The following is a 15,227-nucleotide window of genomic DNA, read 5'->3' on the forward strand; positions in this document are numbered from 1 at the left end:
CGTCAGGCGGCGAGCCCGCGGGTCAGCAGGTCGAGCAGCGCGCAGAAGAACAGCGCGATGCCGATGAACCCGTTGACCGTGAAGAACGCCCGGTTCAGCCTGGACAGGTCGCCCGGCTTGACGATCGAGTGCTCGTAGCAGAACGCGACGGCGACGATCAGCAGGCCGATCCACCAGAACGTCCCGGCACCGGAGGCGGCCCCGTACCAGGCGAGCAGGGCCGTGGTCACCACATGGCAGACCCGGGCGCCGTACAGCGCGGCCGCGATGCCGAACCGGGCCGGTACCGACTTCACACCGTGCGCCCGGTCGGCCGCCACGTCCTGGCAGCCGAAGATCAGGTCGAAGCCGCCGATCCACACGCCCACCGCGAGCCCCAGGATCACCGCGTCCCAGGACCACCTGCCGGTCACCGCGAGCCATGCGCCGATCGGGCCGATCGCCTGGGCGAGACCGAGGATGGCGTGCGGGAAGTTGGTGAACCGCTTCCCGTACGGATAGACCACCATCGGCACCACGGCCAGCGGCGCCAGGTACAGGCACAGCGTGTTCAGCGACGCGGCGGCGCCCAGGAAGACCACCAGGGCGATCAGCGCGCCGGTCCACGCCGAGCGCACCGAGACCACGCCGGTGACCAGTTCCCGGCCCGCGGTGCGCGGATTGCGGGCGTCGATCTCCCGGTCGATGATCCGGTTGCAGGCCATCGCGAAGGTACGCAGCCCCACCATGGCGGCGGTCACCAGGAACAGCTGCCACCAGTGGATGGAGGCGGTCCGCGCCTGCATGGCGGTGAGCGCGGCGATGTAGGCGAACGGCAGGGCGAAGACCGAGTGCTCGATCATCACCAGCCGCAGGAACGCCTTGACCTTGCCGGGCGGCGCGGGCTCCGGTCCGAACAGATCCGGGGCCGCCGACTCAACGCTCACAGCCCGTACTCCTTCCATCGCCGGGTCACCCGCGCCGCGGTCTCCGGGTCGGAGACGACCATCTCCGGCCAGCCACCGTCGCGGGTGTAGCCCTCCTCGGGCAGCTTCCGGGTCGCGTCGATGCCCGCCTTGCCGCCCCAGAACTGCTGGTAGGAGGCGTGGTCAAGGTGGTCGACGGGACCTTCGACCACGGTCAGGTCGCGGCTGTAGTCGGTGTTGCCGAACGCCCGCCAGGCGACCTCGTGGTAGTCGTGCACATCGCAGTCCGAGTCGACCACGATGATCAGCTTGGTGAGCGACATCATGTGCGCTCCCCAGATGGCGTGCATCACCTTCTGCGCGTGCTTGGGGTACTTCTTGTCGATCGAGACGATCGCGCAGTTGTGGAAGCCGCCCGCCTCGGGCAGGTCGTAGTCGACGATGTCCGGGACGATGACCTTCAGCAGCGGCAGGAAGAAACGTTCGGTGGCCTTGCCCAGTGGACCGTCCTCGGTCGGCGGGCGGCCCACCACGATCGACTGCAGCAGCGGTCGCCGACGCATCGTCACACAGTCGATGGTCAGCGCCGGGAACGGCTCCTGCGGGGTGTAGAAGCCGGTGTGGTCGCCGAACGGCCCCTCGGGCAGCGTCCTTCCGGGCTCCAGCCAGCCCTCCAGCACCACCTCGGCGGCGGCCGGGACCTGGAGCGGGACCGTCTTGCAGTCCACCATCTCCACCCGCTTGCCCTGGACGAACCCGGCGAAGAGGTACTCGTCGATGTCACCGGGCAGCGGCGCGGTGGCCGCGTACGTCACCGCGGGCGGACAGCCGAACGCGATGGCCACCGGCAGTCGTTCGCCGCGCCGCTGGGCGACCTGGTAGTGGTTGCGGCTGTCCTTGTGGATCTGCCAGTGCATGCCGATGGTCCGCGCGTCATGCCGCTGCAACCGGTACAGGCCCAGGTTGCGCACCCCGGTCTCCGGGTCCTTGGTGTGGGTGAGACCCAGGTTGAAGAACGAGCCGCCGTCCTGCGGCCAGGTGAACAGCGCGGGCAGCCGTTCCAGGTCCACCTGGTCGCCGGTGAGCACGACCTCCTGCACCGGCGCGTCGCCCGGCTTGACCTTCCTCGGCGGTACGTGCGTCATCCCGGCGAGCTTGCCGAACGCCTCGCGCACACCGGTGAAGCCGTGCGGCAGTTCGGGCTTGAGCAGGCCCGCGATCTTCTCGCTGATGTCGTCGTACGACTTCAGCCCGAGCGCCTTGAGCAGTCGGCGGTCGGTGCCGTAGACGTTCATCGCCAACGGCATGGCGCAGCCGCGCACGTTCTCGAACAGCAGGGCCGGGCCGCCCGCCTTGTTCACCCGATCGACGATCTCGCCGACCTCCAGATGGGGGTCCACCTCGACCTTGACGCGCTTGAGGTCACCGTCCCGCTCCAGCGCCCGCAGGAACGAGCGGAGATCGTCGTAAGCCATGCGTTCCAGTATCCGCCATGGGGTCCGGCCGCTTGCCGCCGGGCGCACGGCACGGCGTTCAGCGCGCTGATCGGCACGTGCGCCATGGACGGCGCGAGGGCGGCCCGCGAGGTCTACCCTTGATCCGTCACTGGGCCGTCCGCGGCCCATCGCCGTACTCAGGGGGACCGCGTCGGCATGATCAGGTATCTGCCCGTCCTGCTGCTGCTCGCGCTGTGGATCTTCGCGTTCGTCGACTGCCTGAACACACCGGAGCAGCAGGTGCGCAACCTGCCCAAGGTGGTGTGGGTGCTCATCATCCTGCTGTTCGGGGAGGTGCTGATCGGGCCGATCGCCTGGCTGGCCGCCGGGCGCCCGCGCGCGGGGCTGCGACACGGTGGCCCGATGGCGGACGGCGCGGGCTTCGGTACGGCTGCCGCCGAGGAGGCGCACTGGGTCGCGCCGGACGACAACCCCGAGTTCCTGCGCTCGTTGAGCCTGGCGAACAAGCGGGACGAGGCCATGCTCAAGGAGTGGGAGGCCGACCTGCGCCGCCGCGAGGAGGAGCTGCGCCGCAAGCAGAACGGCGGCTCCGGACCTGACGACGCCTCACCCGCCGCTCCCTGACGTCCAGCACACCACTGGTGCCCGCGCACCGCCGGTCGCCGTGGTGCCCATGCGACACGCCGAGCCATGCCCAAAGCCTCATCCGTACACGGTCAATTGCTGCATAGTTAACGCAACTGCTCCTCCCTCCGATCCGATCGGCGCAGGAGAGTCGGCGAAGGCCCGGAGAGGGCGTACGCGATTCGAGGGAGAGGGATACCCATGCCCGACATCACCCGACGCAGACTCCTCGGCTCGGCGGCGGGCGCACTCGGCGGCGCCGCGGCGCTGTCCCTACTGCCGCCGAGCGTCCAGCGGGCGGTCGCTGCCGGACCGGCCCGGCACGGCTCGCTGGCGGACATCGAACACGTCGTCCTGCTGATGCAGGAGAACCGGTCCTTCGACCACTACTTCGGCACCCTCAAGGGCGTACGGGGGTTCGCGGACCCCGACGCGCTGCGGCTGAGCACCGGCCGTTCGGTGTTCTACCAGCCGGACGCGGAGAACCCCGACGGATATCTGCTCCCCTTCCACCTCAACACCCACAAGTCCAGCGCCCAGGCGATCCCGTCCACCTCGCACGCCTGGGAGGTGCAGCACCGGGCGTGGCACCACGGCCGGATGGACAGGTGGCTGCCCGCGCACCGCGCGGCGGACGGCGCCAACGGCCCGTATGTGATGGGCTACCACACCCGCGAGGACATCCCGTTCCAGTTCGCCCTCGCGGAGACGTTCACCATCTGCGACAACTACTTCTGCTCGGTGTTCGGCCCGACCTGGCCCAACCGGCTGTACTGGATGACCGGCACCAACGACCCCAACGGCACCCACGGCGGCCCGATCATCACCAACGACGCGCCGTCGCCGTACCGCTGGACCACCTACGCGGAGCGGCTGGAGGACGCCGGGATCAGCTGGCAGGTGTACCAGGAGCTGGACAACTACGGCTGCAACATGCTGGAGAACTTCCAGGTCTTCCAGGACGCCAAGCCCGGTGACCCGCTCTACGAGCGCGGCATGCGGTTCCGACCCGCGGGCACGTTCGAGGAGGACGCGCGCGCCGACCAGTTGCCCGCGGTCTCCTGGATCATTCCGACCAGCTACCAGTCCGAGCATCCGGACTACCTGCCCGCGGCGGGCGCGGACTTCGTCGCCTCGAAGATCGAGGCGATCGCCTCGAACCCGAAGGTGTGGGCGAAGACCGCGTTCATCCTCAACTACGACGAGAACGACGGCCTGTTCGACCACGTTCCGCCGCCCACGCCGAAGCCCGGCACACCGGACGAGTTCATCGACGGGCTGCCCGTCGGTGCGGGCTTCCGGGTGCCGTGCATCATCATCTCGCCCTGGACGGTGGGGGGTTGGGCGGCCGGTGAGGCGTTCGACCACACCTCGGTGCTGCGGTTCCTTGAGCGGTTCACCGGGGTGACCGAGCCCAACATCAGCCGGTGGCGGCGCCGTACGTTCGGCGATCTGACGTCCGCGTTCGGCTTCGACTCCGCGGCCTCCCGGCCGCCGCGCCTGCCCACGAACACGGCGGAGCAACTCGCCGAGGCGGAATGGGAGGTGGCCCATCTCCCCAAGCCAGCGCTGCCGGGCGCGAGCCAGACCCCACCCCACCAGGAACCGGGCCACCGGCACCGGCGGTAGGGATTTCTTTTCCGTCGGGGGCTTCGCCCCCAAGCCCCCTCCGGGGAAACGGGGGCTGGGCGCGGAGCCCCGGCTACTCGTGCCCCCACCGGGGTCCGGGGGCTTCGCCCCCGGACCCTTGCGAGCCGGGCTTACAGCCCGGCGTAGCTGTGCTTGCCGACGATGAAGATGTTGACGCAGTAGTAGTTGAACAGGAAGCAGCCGAAGGCGATCAGGCAGAGGTAGGCCGCCTTGCGGCCCTTCCAGCCCGCGGTGGCCCGGGCGTGCAGGTAGCACGCGTACGCGACCCAGGTGATGAACGACCAGGTCTCCGTGGGGTCCCAACCCCAGTACCGGCCCCATGCCGACTCGGCCCAGATCGATCCCGCGATGATGGTGAACGTCCACAGCGGGAAGATCGCCGCGTTGATCCGGTACGCGAACTTGTCCAGCGTCGCCGCGGCGGGCAGCCGCTCCAGCATGGAGTCCAGCCTGCCGACCCGCCCCTGCGCCTGCCGCACCTCGTACCCGTCACGGAACAGGTAGAGGAAGGTGGCCAGCGCGCCCAGGTGGAACGCGGCGCCGCAGATGATCGCGCAACTGACGTGGATCCACAGCCAGTACGAGTGCAGCGCGGGCACCAGCTGGTCGGAGTCGGCGTACAGCACGGTGACCGCAAGGCCCAGGTCCAGCAGCACCGTGGTGGTCAGGAACAGACCCACCCAGCGCACGTTCTTGCCGAGCGCCAGCAGCAACAGGTAGAGGCCGACCGCGACCAGGCCCAACGTCGTGGAGAACTCGTACATGTTGCCCCACGGCGCCCGCTGCACGGACAGCGCGCGGGCCACCACCCCGCCGAAGTGCAGCAGCCAGGCCAGCACGGTCAGCGAGATCGCGATCCGCCCATACAGGTCGCCCTGCTCGCTGCCGCCCGCGGCGCCCGGACCGTCGATCGCGCCCCGGTCCTCGGAACCGTCCCGGGTCACCACCTGCGGACGCTCCAGCACGGTCGTACCGCCGCCGCGCCGCGCCACCCGTACCGCCGGAGCGGCGGGCGCGGCGGCCGACTCGGTGACCGCCCGGGCGGTGCGCGCCACCCGGCTGCGGCTACCGAAGGTCCACTCGGCGATATGGGCGAGGAAGGCCAGGGTGTAGACGGTGATCGCCGAATACACCAGGTAGTTGCTGATACTGGCCAAGCTCTCGTTGACCCCGGCAGCGATGGTCACGACTGCTCCTTGTCCGAGTGGTCCCCATCTGACAGGGAATCCGGCTGGGATTCTTGCGGTTCTTCGGCCGCGGTGGGCGCCTTGGCGTGTACCGCCGACACCAGCACCGCCAGTTCCTCGGCGACCTTCGGCGACTCGCTACGGCCGAGCCCGGCCAGTTCGACGAGGGTGCGGCCGTCGTCCGTGCGCCGGGCCCGTACCCACACCCGGCGGCGCTGGATGAACAGCGAACCGGCGAGCCCGAGCAGCATGCACACGGCGCTGCCGAGGGCGAGCGAGTTGCCCGGCTGGTGGACGACCTCGAAGTTGGCCCACTGGTCGATGCGGTTGAAGGTGATCGACCCGGCGCCGTTCGGCAGCGTCCAGGTGTCGCCGGGCACCATCAGCTTGCGGACCGGATTGCCCTTGTCGTCCGTGAACTGCTTGAGGTTCTTGTTGGTCGTGTCGAGCGTGTAGACGTTCTGCGCCAGACCGCTGTCCATGCCCAGGTCACCGTGGTAGCCGGTGATGAACAGGGCGGGGCGCTCCAGCGCCGGGAAGACCGAGTGCGGACCGTTCACCGGATCGATCACCGTGGTGGGGGTGAACAGTCCGGCGAAGCCCAGCTGGTCGCGCTTGCCGTCCTTGCCCACCGCGTCCGGCACCTTGACGACGCCCTGCGAGGTGACGTTCCCGTCCAGCGGCAGGAACGGCACCGGGCCGCTGTAGGCCACGTTGCCCTGGCCGTCCCGGACCGTCACCACCATCGAGTAGCCGTGCGAGGTCAGATAGACCTTGTTGCCCGCCACGTTCAGCGGGTCGTTGACGTGGATGGTCCGCTGGTGGCTCTTGCCGTCCGGGCCGAAGTACGTCACGTCGGCGGCGTAGCTGCGCGGAGTGCCCTTCTGCGGTCCGGACTCCTCGTACGTGGCGTGGAACGCGTTCAGCGTGAAGCCGAACGGGGCCATGTTGTCCGGTTCGAAGAACGCGCCGTGCCTGAGGTCGTCGTACTGCGTCTGGTTGTTGGTGAAGCCACCGCCGGTGACGACCAGCTTGTTGCCGTCCGACTTGTACAGCGTGCCGACGGCGAACGCGATCAGCAGCCCGAACAGGGCGATATGGAAGATCAGGTTCCCGGCCTCGCGCAGATAGCCCTTCTCGGCGGCCACCGAGTCGCCGCCGGGCGCCGTCCGGTAGCGGCGTGCGCGCAGCGTCTCACGGGCCGAGGCGAGCACCTCCTCGGGCGCGGCGTCGGTGCGCCACGTCGCGTAGGCGGGCATCCGGTCCAACTTGCGCGGGGCGTGCGGCGGTTGGGAGCGCAGTTGGCCGACGAACTGCCAACTGCGCGGGATGATGCAGCCCGCCAGCGAGATGAACAGCAGGATGTAGACCGCGGAGAACCACACCGAGCTGTAGACGTGGAACAGCCCCAGCTTGGTGTAGATCGGGCCGAGGGAGGTGTGGTTCTTCAGGAACTCGGAGACCTTGACCGGGTCGCTGCCCTCCTGCGGTACGAGCGAGCCGGGGATGGCCGCCAGCGACAGCAGGAACAGCAGGAGCAGCGCGACCCGCATCGACGTCAACTGCCGCCAGAACCAGCGCAGCCAGCCAGTGACGCCGAGCTTGGGCAGGTTCGGGGCGTCGCCGGTGGAGCCGCCGTCCTCCCGCGGCGCGGTGCTCAGCGCCTCGGCGGCGCCGTCCGCACCGGTGCCGGTGCTGGTCTCCGTCGTGCTCATCAGTCAGATCCCCACATTGAAGCCGGTGGCCCAGGTCTGCATCTGGGAGACGATCCGGTCCCACGCTCCGGTCACCAGCAGCACGCCGACCACCACCAGCATGCCGCCGCCGATCCGCATCACCCAGGCGTAGTGCCGTTTGACGAACGCGAAGGCGCCGAGCGCCCTTCGGAACGCTATCGCGGCGAGGATGAACGGCAGCCCGAGGCCCACGCAGTACACGGCGGTGAGCAGGGCGCCGCGGGCCGCGCTCGCCTGGTTGAAGGAGAGCGCCTGCACCGCGGCGAGCGTCGGCCCCAGGCACGGGGTCCAGCCAAGCCCGAACAGCACACCGAGCACCGGCGCTCCGGCGAGTCCGATCGACGGGCGCTTGTGCAGCCGGAACTCGCGCTGGAACACGCCCGGCAGCACCCCCATGAAGGCCACGCCCAGCAGGATGGTCAGCGCGCCGAGCACGACGGTGATGGTGCCCTTGTACTCCTGCAGCGTGTACCCGAAGCCGCCGAACAGCGTGCCGCCGGAGACGAAGACGGCGGTGAAGCCCAGTACGAACAGCGAGGCACCGGCGGCCATCCGGCCGCGCTTGGCGTTGCCCAGGTCGGCTCCGGAGACGCCGGTCACATAGGAGAGGTAGCCGGGCACCAGCGGCAGCACGCACGGCGAGAAGAACGAGACCAGGCCGCCGATGAGCGCCACCGGGACGGCCAGCAGCAGCGCCCCGGTCATCACCGTCTGGTTGGGCGCGTCGATGGCGGCGGCCAGGAGCGTCACGTCACTTCTCCGCGACGATCGGGTCGAGCGCCTTGCGCAGTTGGTCGGTGGTGAGCGCGGTGAGCATGCGGACCGCGATCTTCTGGTCGCGGTCGATGATCAGGGTGGTGGGAATGGACTGCGGGGGCAGGCTGCCGCGGGGGAACTTCACCAGCAGGTTGCCGTCCGGGTCGTAGAAGCTCGGGTACGTGATGCCGAAGCTGCGCTCGAAGCTCTTGGATTGCGCGGTGCTGTAGTCGCGGATGTTGATGCCGACGAACTGCACGCCCTTGCTGGCGGTGTCCTTGGCGACCTGGGCGAGGTTGGGCGCCTCGGCGCGGCACGGGTCGCACCACGATCCCCAGACGTTCAGCACGACGACCTTGCCCTTGAACTGGGAGAGCGACAGTTGCTGACCGTCGACCGACTTGCCGGAGATGTCAGGGGCGGCGGGGCGCTCGCCCTTGGGCACGGTGGTGATCTGGCCGTTGCCCTGGACGAACTTGGTGTCCGACGAGCCCGAGGAGGAGCCCCCGGAGACCGAGCCGCACCCGGCCAGTGCCAGCACAAGAGCGGCTCCCGTGGCCAGCGCGGCGGCGGCGCGGCGACGGGGGCCCGATTGCGGGAGGCGCGTCAGACTCATGTGAAAAGTTTCGCATGCCCCTCCCCTCGCCCCTTAGCACCCCCCGCCATTCCCCTTCAACCCCCACCCCACCAGCAAGGACACCAGACCATCGGGGCTCCACTCCCAAGCCCCCAGCGGGGACTGCGCCCACGCGCACCCCTTCACGAGCACGGGAACGAACACCCAAGAACCCGGACATAAACCAACAAGGCCCCCAAAGAGAACTCCCTGGGGTGCAGGGGCGGAGCCCCGCCAGGGGCCTGGGGGCGGAGCCCCAAAGAAAACTCCCCCGGGGTGCGGGGGCGGAGCCCCTGCGGGTCAGACGGTCTTGGTGTAGGCCTGCCAGCCTTCCTTCGGCGCCTCGCCCACGTTCAACATCCGAAGCTTCGCCAGAAGCTTCGGATCCTGCGCGTCAAGCCAGTTCACATACTGCTTGAACGACACCAACCGCACATCCGACCGCTTCTCGTCCGCGATCTGCTTGAGCGCCTCCTCGACGGCGTCCATGTATATCCCGCCGTTCCACTGCTCGAAGTGGTTGCCGATGTAGAACGGCGCGCGGTTCGTCTCGTACGCCCGCTTGAACCCCTGCACATACGCCTCCGTCGCCTGCTGGCGCCAGCCGGGGTAGTTGCGCGGGTCGCTCTTGGTGGCGTTCTTCGACTGGTTGTAGAGCATGTTGAAGTCCATCGAGAGGACCTCGAACTTCCGCCCGGGGAAGGGTATGGCCTGAAGCGGCAGGTCCCAGATGCCGTGCTTCTTCGTCGGCCATATCTGCAGTCCGCCGGGCGAGCTGGCGTCGTAGCGGAAGCCGAGCTTCTTCGCCGTCGGCAACCAGTTGTCCTGACCGAGCAGGCACGGCGTCCGGCCGCCGACCATCTCCTTGCGGTAGTCGAACGGCAGCGACTGCACATCGGTGAAGCCGGTGTTCGTCTTCCACTTGGTGACGAAGTCGACCGCCTGCTGGATCTCGCTCTCCCACTGCGCCGGAGTCCAGCGCGCGACCGAACCGTGACCGTCGCAGAAGTGTCCGTTGAAGTGGGTGCCTATCTCGTGCCCTTCGAGCCACGCCGACCGCACCTGCTCAAGGGTCATCTTGATGTGCTCGTCGCTGAAGTACCCGATCGCGGACGCGCCCACCGGGTTGTTCGGCGGCCGGTAAAGGTGCTTCTTCGACTCCGGCAGGCAGTACAGGCCGGACAGGAAGAACGTCATCTTCGCGTTGTGGTCCCGCGCCAGCTTGCGGAACCGCTGGAACAGCCCGTTGTCCAGCTCGCCCGCGCCGTCCCAGGAGAAGATCACGAACTGCGGCGGCGTCTGGCCGGGTTCCAGCCGCTCGACGGTCGGCTGGTTCGGCTGCGGCCCGGTGTCGGAGGTCGAGCCGTCACCGATCGGCGTGCCCGCGGGCTGGCTGGGGTCGGCGGCCCCGCCCTGCGGCCCGGCGGCGTTGGGTTTGGAACCACTGGTGCTGGAGCAACCGACGGCCGCGCCCATCGCAGCCCCCGCGGTCAAAGTGAGCAAGCCCCTTCGGGTCATCGAACGCATGCTGTTTCCCGCCATCCGCGGTCGTGTTCCTACTGCCGTCGCCACGTCTGTGTGGGTGCGCTTTGCCCACGCACACGGAATAAGACGGCACCCCTCGGCCCACGGTTCCTGGCCAGTTGGCGGAAAATCACACAGCGGCCGGATGGCGGGAAACCGCCATCCGGCCGCTACACGTTCTTCAGGGAACCGCTACCGCTAGGCCCCGTACCCCTTCGTGCCGCCCTTCGCCCTGGCGCCCGGCAGCAGATGCGCGGGGACCAGGTCGCGGGCGGGCTCGCTGTAGCCCACCGACACGATCTTGTCGCCACGGTAGGTGAAGCTGGTCAGACTCGCCAGCGTGCACTGCCGCTTGCGCGGGTCGTGCCACAACCGTCGGCGCTCCACGAAGCTGCGCACCACCCAGATCGGCAACTGGTGGCTGACGCACACCGCTTCGTGCCCACGGGCCGCGTCCCGCGCCGCGCCGAGCGCCGCCATCATCCGTACGACCTGCTCGATGTACGGCTCACCCCAGCTCGGCTTGAACGGGTTTGTCAGGTGCTTCCAGTTCGCCGGTCTCCTCAGCGCGCCGTCGCCGACGCCGAAGGTCTTGCCCTGGAAGACGTTGTCCGCCTCGATCAGCCGCTCGTCGGTGGCGACGGTCAGCTCGTGGGCGGCGGCGATCGGCGCCGCCGTCTCCTGCGCCCGCTCCAGCGGCGAGGCCACGACATACCGGATGTCCCGGTCCGCGAGGTGCTCGGCGACCCGGTCGGCCATCTTCCGGCCGAGTTCGGACAGGTGGTACCCGGCCAGCCGCCCGTACAGCACGCCGTCCGGGTTGTGCACCTCGCCGTGCCGCATCAGGTGGACGACGGTGATGTCCTGGTCGCCGCTCACTGGGTGGCCTCCTCGGTGGCCTTCGCGGCCGCCGTCGCCGCGGCCGGAAGCGCCGCCGCGATCCGCTCGACCGCCGCGTCGTCGTGCGACGCGGAGACGAACCACGACTCGAACGCCGACGGCGGCAGGTACACGCCCTGCGCCAGCATCGAGTGGAAGAACGCGGTGAACCGGAACGCCTCCTGCGCCTTGGCCTCGGCGTAGTTGGTCACCGGCCGCTCGGTGAAGAAGACCGAGAACATGTTCCCCGCGGTCTGCACCCGGTGCGGCACACCCGCCTTGTCCAGCGCCTCGCCGACCACCCCCGCCACCTGGCTCGCCACCGCGTCCACCCGCTGGTACACCGCGTCGTCCAGCAGCCGCAGCTGCGCCAGGCCCGCCGCCGTCGCCACCGGGTTACCGGACAGCGTGCCCGCCTGGTAGACCGGCCCGGCCGGGGCGAGGTGCGCCATCACATCCGCCCGGCCGCCGAACGCCGCCGCCGGGAAGCCGCCGCCCATCACCTTTCCGAAGGTCATCAGGTCAGGGGCGACCCCGTCGATGCCGTACCAGCCCGCCTTGGAGACCCTAAAGCCGGTCATCACCTCGTCGGAGATGTACAACGCGCCATTGTTGCGGCACAGATCGGCCAAACCCTGGTTGAAGCCGGGCAGTGGCGGGACCACGCCCATGTTGCCCGGCGAGGCCTCGGTGATCACGCAGGCGATCTCGCCCGGGTGCGCCGCGAACGCCGCCCGGACCGCGTCCAGGTCGTTGTACGGCAGCACGACCGTGTCGCCCGCCTGGGCGCCGGTCACGCCCGGGGTGTCCGGCAGGCCGAAAGTCGCCACGCCGGAACCCGCCGCCGCCAGCAGCGCGTCCACATGACCGTGGTAGCAGCCCGCGAACTTGATGACCTTCGCCCGGCCGGTGAACCCGCGGGCCAGCCTGATCGCCGACATCGTCGCCTCGGTGCCGGACGAGACCAGCCGCACCTGCTCGACCGGCGCCACCCGGGCCACGATCTCCTCGGCCAGCTCGACCTCGCCCTGCCCGGGCGTGCCGAAGGACGTGCCGCGGGCCACCGCGTTCTGTACCGCCTCGGTCACGGTCGGGTGTGCGTGGCCGAGGATCATCGGCCCCCATGAGCACACCAGGTCCACATATTCCCGGCCATCGGCGTCAGTGAGGTATGGACCGGTACCGGACACCATGAAACGGGGCGTACCACCCACGGCCCGGAAAGCGCGGACCGGAGAGTTCACGCCACCAGGCGTCACAGCGGCAGCCCGGTCGAAGAGGGTCTGCGAGACTGGTGCTTCGTACGCGTAGGGAATGCTCACATACACATGGTCTCAGAGGCTTGAACCGTTTCGCCGGGGAGGGCGTTTCATCATCAGGTCTCGGACTCGTATCTGAGACGATGATCGGGTTGCGCGGTTGGGCTTGCGAATGGTCGGGTAGTGAAATGCAGCCAGGTGGCGAACTGGGCGAGGGGACGGGTGACCGTGAACCCCAGCACGCCCGCCCCACCGGCAAACGGCGCCGACCCACCGGAACGGGGCGCCAGCGAGCCGCGGAGGGTGGAAACAGGGGTGGCCGAGTGGGGGTGACCTACAAGTATTTCGGCGCGCCCGACGGCGCCACGGCGGCCCGGGTGCCGATCTCGATGCGCCCCGAGGAACTCGGTGGCGATGAGCTCGGCAATGGCATGTTCACCAAGGTCAAGCCGGAAACGATGGCGGCGATGGTGCTCACCGGCATCGAGGGCATACCCCTGGCCAAGGTGCCGCCGCTGGAACTCGTGGTTCTTCACCCCGATTACGCCGTGGTGAAACTTCCCGTCAATGTCGTCGAACCGCTCCGCAAGGCTGGCGAGGAACAACTGGGCGCCGCCGCCTTCATCTGGTCCACCGTCCCCGACCGCCGCGGCCCCCGCGACGCGTTCGTGATCTACCAAATGCTCCACGAATGGCAGGACTTCGCCCAACGCTGCCACGAGACGGGGCATCAGATGTACTGCCTGGTGTGGCCGTAACTCCCCCGCCCGCCTCCTGCCGGGGCGGGGGCGGTTGTCAGTGGGGTCTGCCACCATTCGGGCCATGGACATCAACACGTTGCTGCGACAACTGGCCGACGAGTACAAGCCGTACTCTGGCCTGTCTCCCAAGGAGTTCCTGCGCGCCGGCGATCTCGCCGTCGCCGGGAGCGTGATCTTCAGTGAGCCCGACCCGGCGGAGTGGTCGATGTGCGACGGGGTACCGCACGGCAGATGGCCGGTGTACGTGGGCGTGTCGGAAAGTGGACACGTCACCTTGGCCGCGTTGCTGCTGGCGGAGCCCGAAGTCATCGCGGAGGCGGAGTTCGAGGACGCCTACGAGGACCACCAGCCGCTCAGCGAGGACATCGGACTGCTGTGGGACGAGACCGCCATGCACTCGCTGCGGTTCGGCGGGCCGCGGTCGGCCGACTTCCCCGATCTCGACGCCTTCGTGAAGCACGCCGAGGCCGCACTGGCCGCCGCGCCGGTGCCCTGGGTGGAGATACCCGCGAACCCGGAGACCGGATCCAACGTGCTGGCCTTCCCAGTCTGCGCGGACAGCGCGAACTGCTGGGCGGGGCGGGACGCGGACGGCAAGTTGGTCTGCGTGCTGTGCGTCAGCGACTGAGCCGTCTCACGGCCCGCCCGTGTGGCAGGCGCCGTGGTAGCGCTGGATCCAGTTGCCCTGCCCGATCCAGCCCTGGGCCGTCTTCATCATGCCGTTGACGACGACCGGTGGTTCCGGGGCGTAGAACACCTCGCTGGGTGAGTAGCGGGCGATGATGCTGTCGCGGTGCGGCGTGTCGAAGACCCGGACGTCGTTGTTGTTGCCGTCGGTCACCACGTACTTCCACGGGCAGAAAGTGCTGGTGGCCGCCGGGCTCGGCGCCACGCTGACCGGGCCGGGCGGCGGCTTCGCCGTGCCGGTACCGGAGTTGGAGGCCGCGGTGAGCGTGGCGCCCAGCGCGAAGCCGACGAGCAGCCCGACCGCCAGCCACATCCAGCCGCTGCGCCCCGGCGCCGAGGGCCGCCAGCGCCGACCCGCGGCCGGTCCTGGGCACCGGCCGCCGGGTCCGGCTCGGGACCGGCGGACGCGTCCGTGTCGAACGCCGTACCGCTCTTCTCCGCCATCGCGGCGGCCCACAACTCCCGTACCGACTCCGGGTCTGCGCCCAGCGCGGCGCAGATCTTCTCCACCGTCGGCCAGGCGGGTACCGCCTTCCCGCGGAAGTAGCGCGACAGGGTGGAGTCGCTGATCGAGATGTCCCGTTCCACGGCCCGTAGCGTGCGCCCCGACAACTGGTGCATGCCGCGCAGCGCCTGGCCCAGTGCCTGGCGCGCCTGATGGTCCGACGGGTCCGTCCGCGGCTGCTTCATGGCTGTCCCATGGTGTGCTTCACCTTGTCCCGCCTGGATGTCCCCGCAGCTCACGAACCTAGTTCGTGTCGAAAAATCCCGTCAACGCCGTACCGGGTTGCCTCACCGTTCCTCCACCCGGAACCCTCATTAACGCGGCGTACGGCCGCTGCCCTCGCGCGGCCCGTCGTCGTCTTCGCCCGCGGGGGAGCCGAAGACGACGGCGGGACCGTCACGGGGGGCGGTACGTCTCAAACCCGCAGTCCCGGCAACACCTCGTCGGTCAGCAGCCGCAGTTGACGCTCGGCGTCCAACGAGCCGATCCGCGGCACCAGTTGGCGCGCACCCGCCTCGGTGTACGCACGCAGCCAGCACAGGCAGTCATCCGGCGAGCCACCGTAGAACGGCTGAAACATGCGCATTTCGTCCAGCCCGCGGTCGTAGTACGCGCGGGTATACGCCTCCAACTCCCCCCGCGCACCAGCCGGATCGGCGTTCAGGTTGACCGTGGCGCAGA

The 15,227-nt window shown here is 69.2% G+C and carries 16 protein-coding genes and 1 pseudogene; 5 read left to right on the plus strand and 12 right to left on the minus strand.

The window, feature by feature from the left end; genetic code table 11:
- Nucleotides 1-2: 2 nt before the first annotated feature.
- Both mqnP and NON19_RS25005 read right to left on the minus strand, forming a co-directional pair.
- A complete protein-coding gene (mqnP, locus tag NON19_RS25000; RefSeq protein WP_255931315.1) occupies nucleotides 3-926 on the minus strand; it encodes a menaquinone biosynthesis prenyltransferase MqnP in 924 nt (307 codons plus the stop codon).
- Nucleotides 923-2,380, minus strand: a complete 1,458-nt coding sequence (locus NON19_RS25005) for a menaquinone biosynthesis decarboxylase (RefSeq protein WP_255931316.1) — start codon at nucleotides 2,378-2,380, stop codon at nucleotides 923-925. The genes mqnP and NON19_RS25005 overlap by 4 nt, the downstream gene beginning before the upstream one ends.
- A gap of 177 nt (nucleotides 2,381-2,557) precedes the next feature.
- Here NON19_RS25005 and NON19_RS25010 point away from each other — a divergent pair, with 177 nt between their 5' ends.
- Both NON19_RS25010 and NON19_RS25015 read left to right on the plus strand, forming a co-directional pair.
- The gene (locus tag NON19_RS25010) at nucleotides 2,558-2,986 is read left to right on the plus strand and encodes a PLD nuclease N-terminal domain-containing protein (protein WP_255931317.1); all 429 of its coding nucleotides are present in this window, start codon (nucleotides 2,558-2,560) and stop codon (nucleotides 2,984-2,986) included.
- A gap of 201 nt (nucleotides 2,987-3,187) precedes the next feature.
- Entirely contained in the window at nucleotides 3,188-4,615 is a 1,428-nt protein-coding gene (locus NON19_RS25015) for an alkaline phosphatase family protein (protein WP_255931318.1), read from the plus strand.
- 131 nt (nucleotides 4,616-4,746) lie between these two features.
- Here the strand turns inward: NON19_RS25015 and ccsB are convergent, their stop codons facing one another.
- The 7 genes from ccsB to hemL form a co-directional block, all read right to left on the minus strand.
- A complete protein-coding gene (ccsB, locus tag NON19_RS25020; protein ID WP_255931319.1) occupies nucleotides 4,747-5,823 on the minus strand; it encodes a c-type cytochrome biogenesis protein CcsB in 1,077 nt (358 codons plus the stop codon).
- Nucleotides 5,820-7,538 carry a cytochrome c biogenesis protein ResB gene (gene resB / locus NON19_RS25025; RefSeq protein ID WP_255931320.1) on the minus strand — a complete coding sequence of 573 codons (1,719 nt, stop codon included), beginning with the start codon at nucleotides 7,536-7,538 and terminating at the stop codon, nucleotides 5,820-5,822. Before resB ends, ccsB begins: the two co-directional genes overlap by 4 nt.
- A 3-nt stretch (nucleotides 7,539-7,541) precedes the next feature.
- The gene (locus NON19_RS25030) at nucleotides 7,542-8,264 is read right to left on the minus strand and encodes a cytochrome c biogenesis CcdA family protein (protein ID WP_255931346.1); all 723 of its coding nucleotides are present in this window, start codon (nucleotides 8,262-8,264) and stop codon (nucleotides 7,542-7,544) included.
- Between the two features lie 46 nt (nucleotides 8,265-8,310).
- Nucleotides 8,311-8,931, minus strand: coding sequence for a TlpA family protein disulfide reductase (locus NON19_RS25035; protein WP_255931321.1), 621 nt, complete (start codon nucleotides 8,929-8,931; stop codon nucleotides 8,311-8,313).
- A 300-nt stretch (nucleotides 8,932-9,231) separates the two neighbouring features.
- Entirely contained in the window at nucleotides 9,232-10,458 is a 1,227-nt protein-coding gene (locus tag NON19_RS25040; RefSeq protein WP_255931322.1) for a polysaccharide deacetylase family protein, read from the minus strand.
- A gap of 195 nt (nucleotides 10,459-10,653) precedes the next feature.
- Entirely contained in the window at nucleotides 10,654-11,298 is a 645-nt protein-coding gene (locus NON19_RS25045; protein ID WP_255931347.1) for a histidine phosphatase family protein, read from the minus strand.
- Between the two features lie 32 nt (nucleotides 11,299-11,330).
- Nucleotides 11,331-12,650, minus strand: a complete 1,320-nt coding sequence (gene hemL / locus NON19_RS25050; RefSeq protein WP_255931348.1) for a glutamate-1-semialdehyde 2,1-aminomutase — start codon at nucleotides 12,648-12,650, stop codon at nucleotides 11,331-11,333.
- Between the two features lie 131 nt (nucleotides 12,651-12,781).
- On the opposite strand from hemL, the gene NON19_RS25055 reads away from it, so the two are divergent.
- Nucleotides 12,782-13,351 carry a hypothetical protein gene (locus NON19_RS25055; RefSeq protein WP_255931349.1) on the plus strand — a complete coding sequence of 190 codons (570 nt, stop codon included), beginning with the start codon at nucleotides 12,782-12,784 and terminating at the stop codon, nucleotides 13,349-13,351.
- A 64-nt stretch (nucleotides 13,352-13,415) separates the two neighbouring features.
- Entirely contained in the window at nucleotides 13,416-13,982 is a 567-nt protein-coding gene (locus NON19_RS25060; protein WP_255931323.1) for a hypothetical protein, read from the plus strand.
- A gap of 6 nt (nucleotides 13,983-13,988) precedes the next feature.
- Here NON19_RS25060 and NON19_RS25065 read toward each other — a convergent pair whose 3' ends face one another.
- Nucleotides 13,989-14,354, minus strand: a complete 366-nt coding sequence (locus NON19_RS25065) for a hypothetical protein (protein WP_255931324.1) — start codon at nucleotides 14,352-14,354, stop codon at nucleotides 13,989-13,991.
- A gap of 99 nt (nucleotides 14,355-14,453) precedes the next feature.
- On the opposite strand from NON19_RS25065, the gene NON19_RS25070 reads away from it, so the two are divergent.
- A complete protein-coding gene (locus NON19_RS25070) occupies nucleotides 14,454-14,588 on the plus strand; it encodes a hypothetical protein (protein WP_255931325.1) in 135 nt (44 codons plus the stop codon).
- Here NON19_RS25070 and NON19_RS33790 read toward each other — a convergent pair.
- Both NON19_RS33790 and NON19_RS25075 read right to left on the minus strand, forming a co-directional pair.
- A pseudogene (locus NON19_RS33790) lies at nucleotides 14,558-14,731 on the minus strand (helix-turn-helix domain-containing protein); the annotation flags it as partial. The gene NON19_RS25070 and the pseudogene NON19_RS33790 overlap by 31 nt on opposite strands.
- A gap of 230 nt (nucleotides 14,732-14,961) precedes the next feature.
- Entirely contained in the window at nucleotides 14,962-15,132 is a 171-nt protein-coding gene (locus tag NON19_RS25075) for a hypothetical protein (RefSeq protein WP_255931326.1), read from the minus strand.
- Nucleotides 15,133-15,227: the final 95 nt, after the last annotated feature.

This window comes from Streptantibioticus rubrisoli, from assembly GCF_024436055.1.
Classification (GTDB): domain Bacteria; phylum Actinomycetota; class Actinomycetes; order Streptomycetales; family Streptomycetaceae; genus Streptantibioticus_A; species Streptantibioticus_A rubrisoli.

Coding starts and splice junctions, on each gene's coding strand:
- resB (WP_255931320.1), bottom strand. CDS start 7,538: ATGAGCACGACGGAGACCAGCACCGGCACCGGTGCGGACGGCGCCGCC.
- NON19_RS25075 (WP_255931326.1), bottom strand. CDS start 15,132: ATGCGCATGTTTCAGCCGTTCTACGGTGGCTCGCCGGATGACTGCCTG.
- NON19_RS25045 (WP_255931347.1), bottom strand. CDS start 11,298: ATGCGGCACGGCGAGGTGCACAACCCGGACGGCGTGCTGTACGGGCGG.
- NON19_RS25035 (WP_255931321.1), bottom strand. CDS start 8,931: ATGAGTCTGACGCGCCTCCCGCAATCGGGCCCCCGTCGCCGCGCCGCC.
- NON19_RS25010 (WP_255931317.1), top strand. CDS start 2,558: ATGATCAGGTATCTGCCCGTCCTGCTGCTGCTCGCGCTGTGGATCTTC.
- NON19_RS25015 (WP_255931318.1), top strand. CDS start 3,188: ATGCCCGACATCACCCGACGCAGACTCCTCGGCTCGGCGGCGGGCGCA.
- NON19_RS25055 (WP_255931349.1), top strand. CDS start 12,782: ATGCAGCCAGGTGGCGAACTGGGCGAGGGGACGGGTGACCGTGAACCC.
- NON19_RS25065 (WP_255931324.1), bottom strand. CDS start 14,354: ATGTGGCTGGCGGTCGGGCTGCTCGTCGGCTTCGCGCTGGGCGCCACG.
- NON19_RS25030 (WP_255931346.1), bottom strand. CDS start 8,264: ATGACCGGGGCGCTGCTGCTGGCCGTCCCGGTGGCGCTCATCGGCGGC.
- NON19_RS25060 (WP_255931323.1), top strand. CDS start 13,416: ATGGACATCAACACGTTGCTGCGACAACTGGCCGACGAGTACAAGCCG.
- NON19_RS25005 (WP_255931316.1), bottom strand. CDS start 2,380: ATGGCTTACGACGATCTCCGCTCGTTCCTGCGGGCGCTGGAGCGGGAC.
- NON19_RS25040 (WP_255931322.1), bottom strand. CDS start 10,458: ATGCGTTCGATGACCCGAAGGGGCTTGCTCACTTTGACCGCGGGGGCT.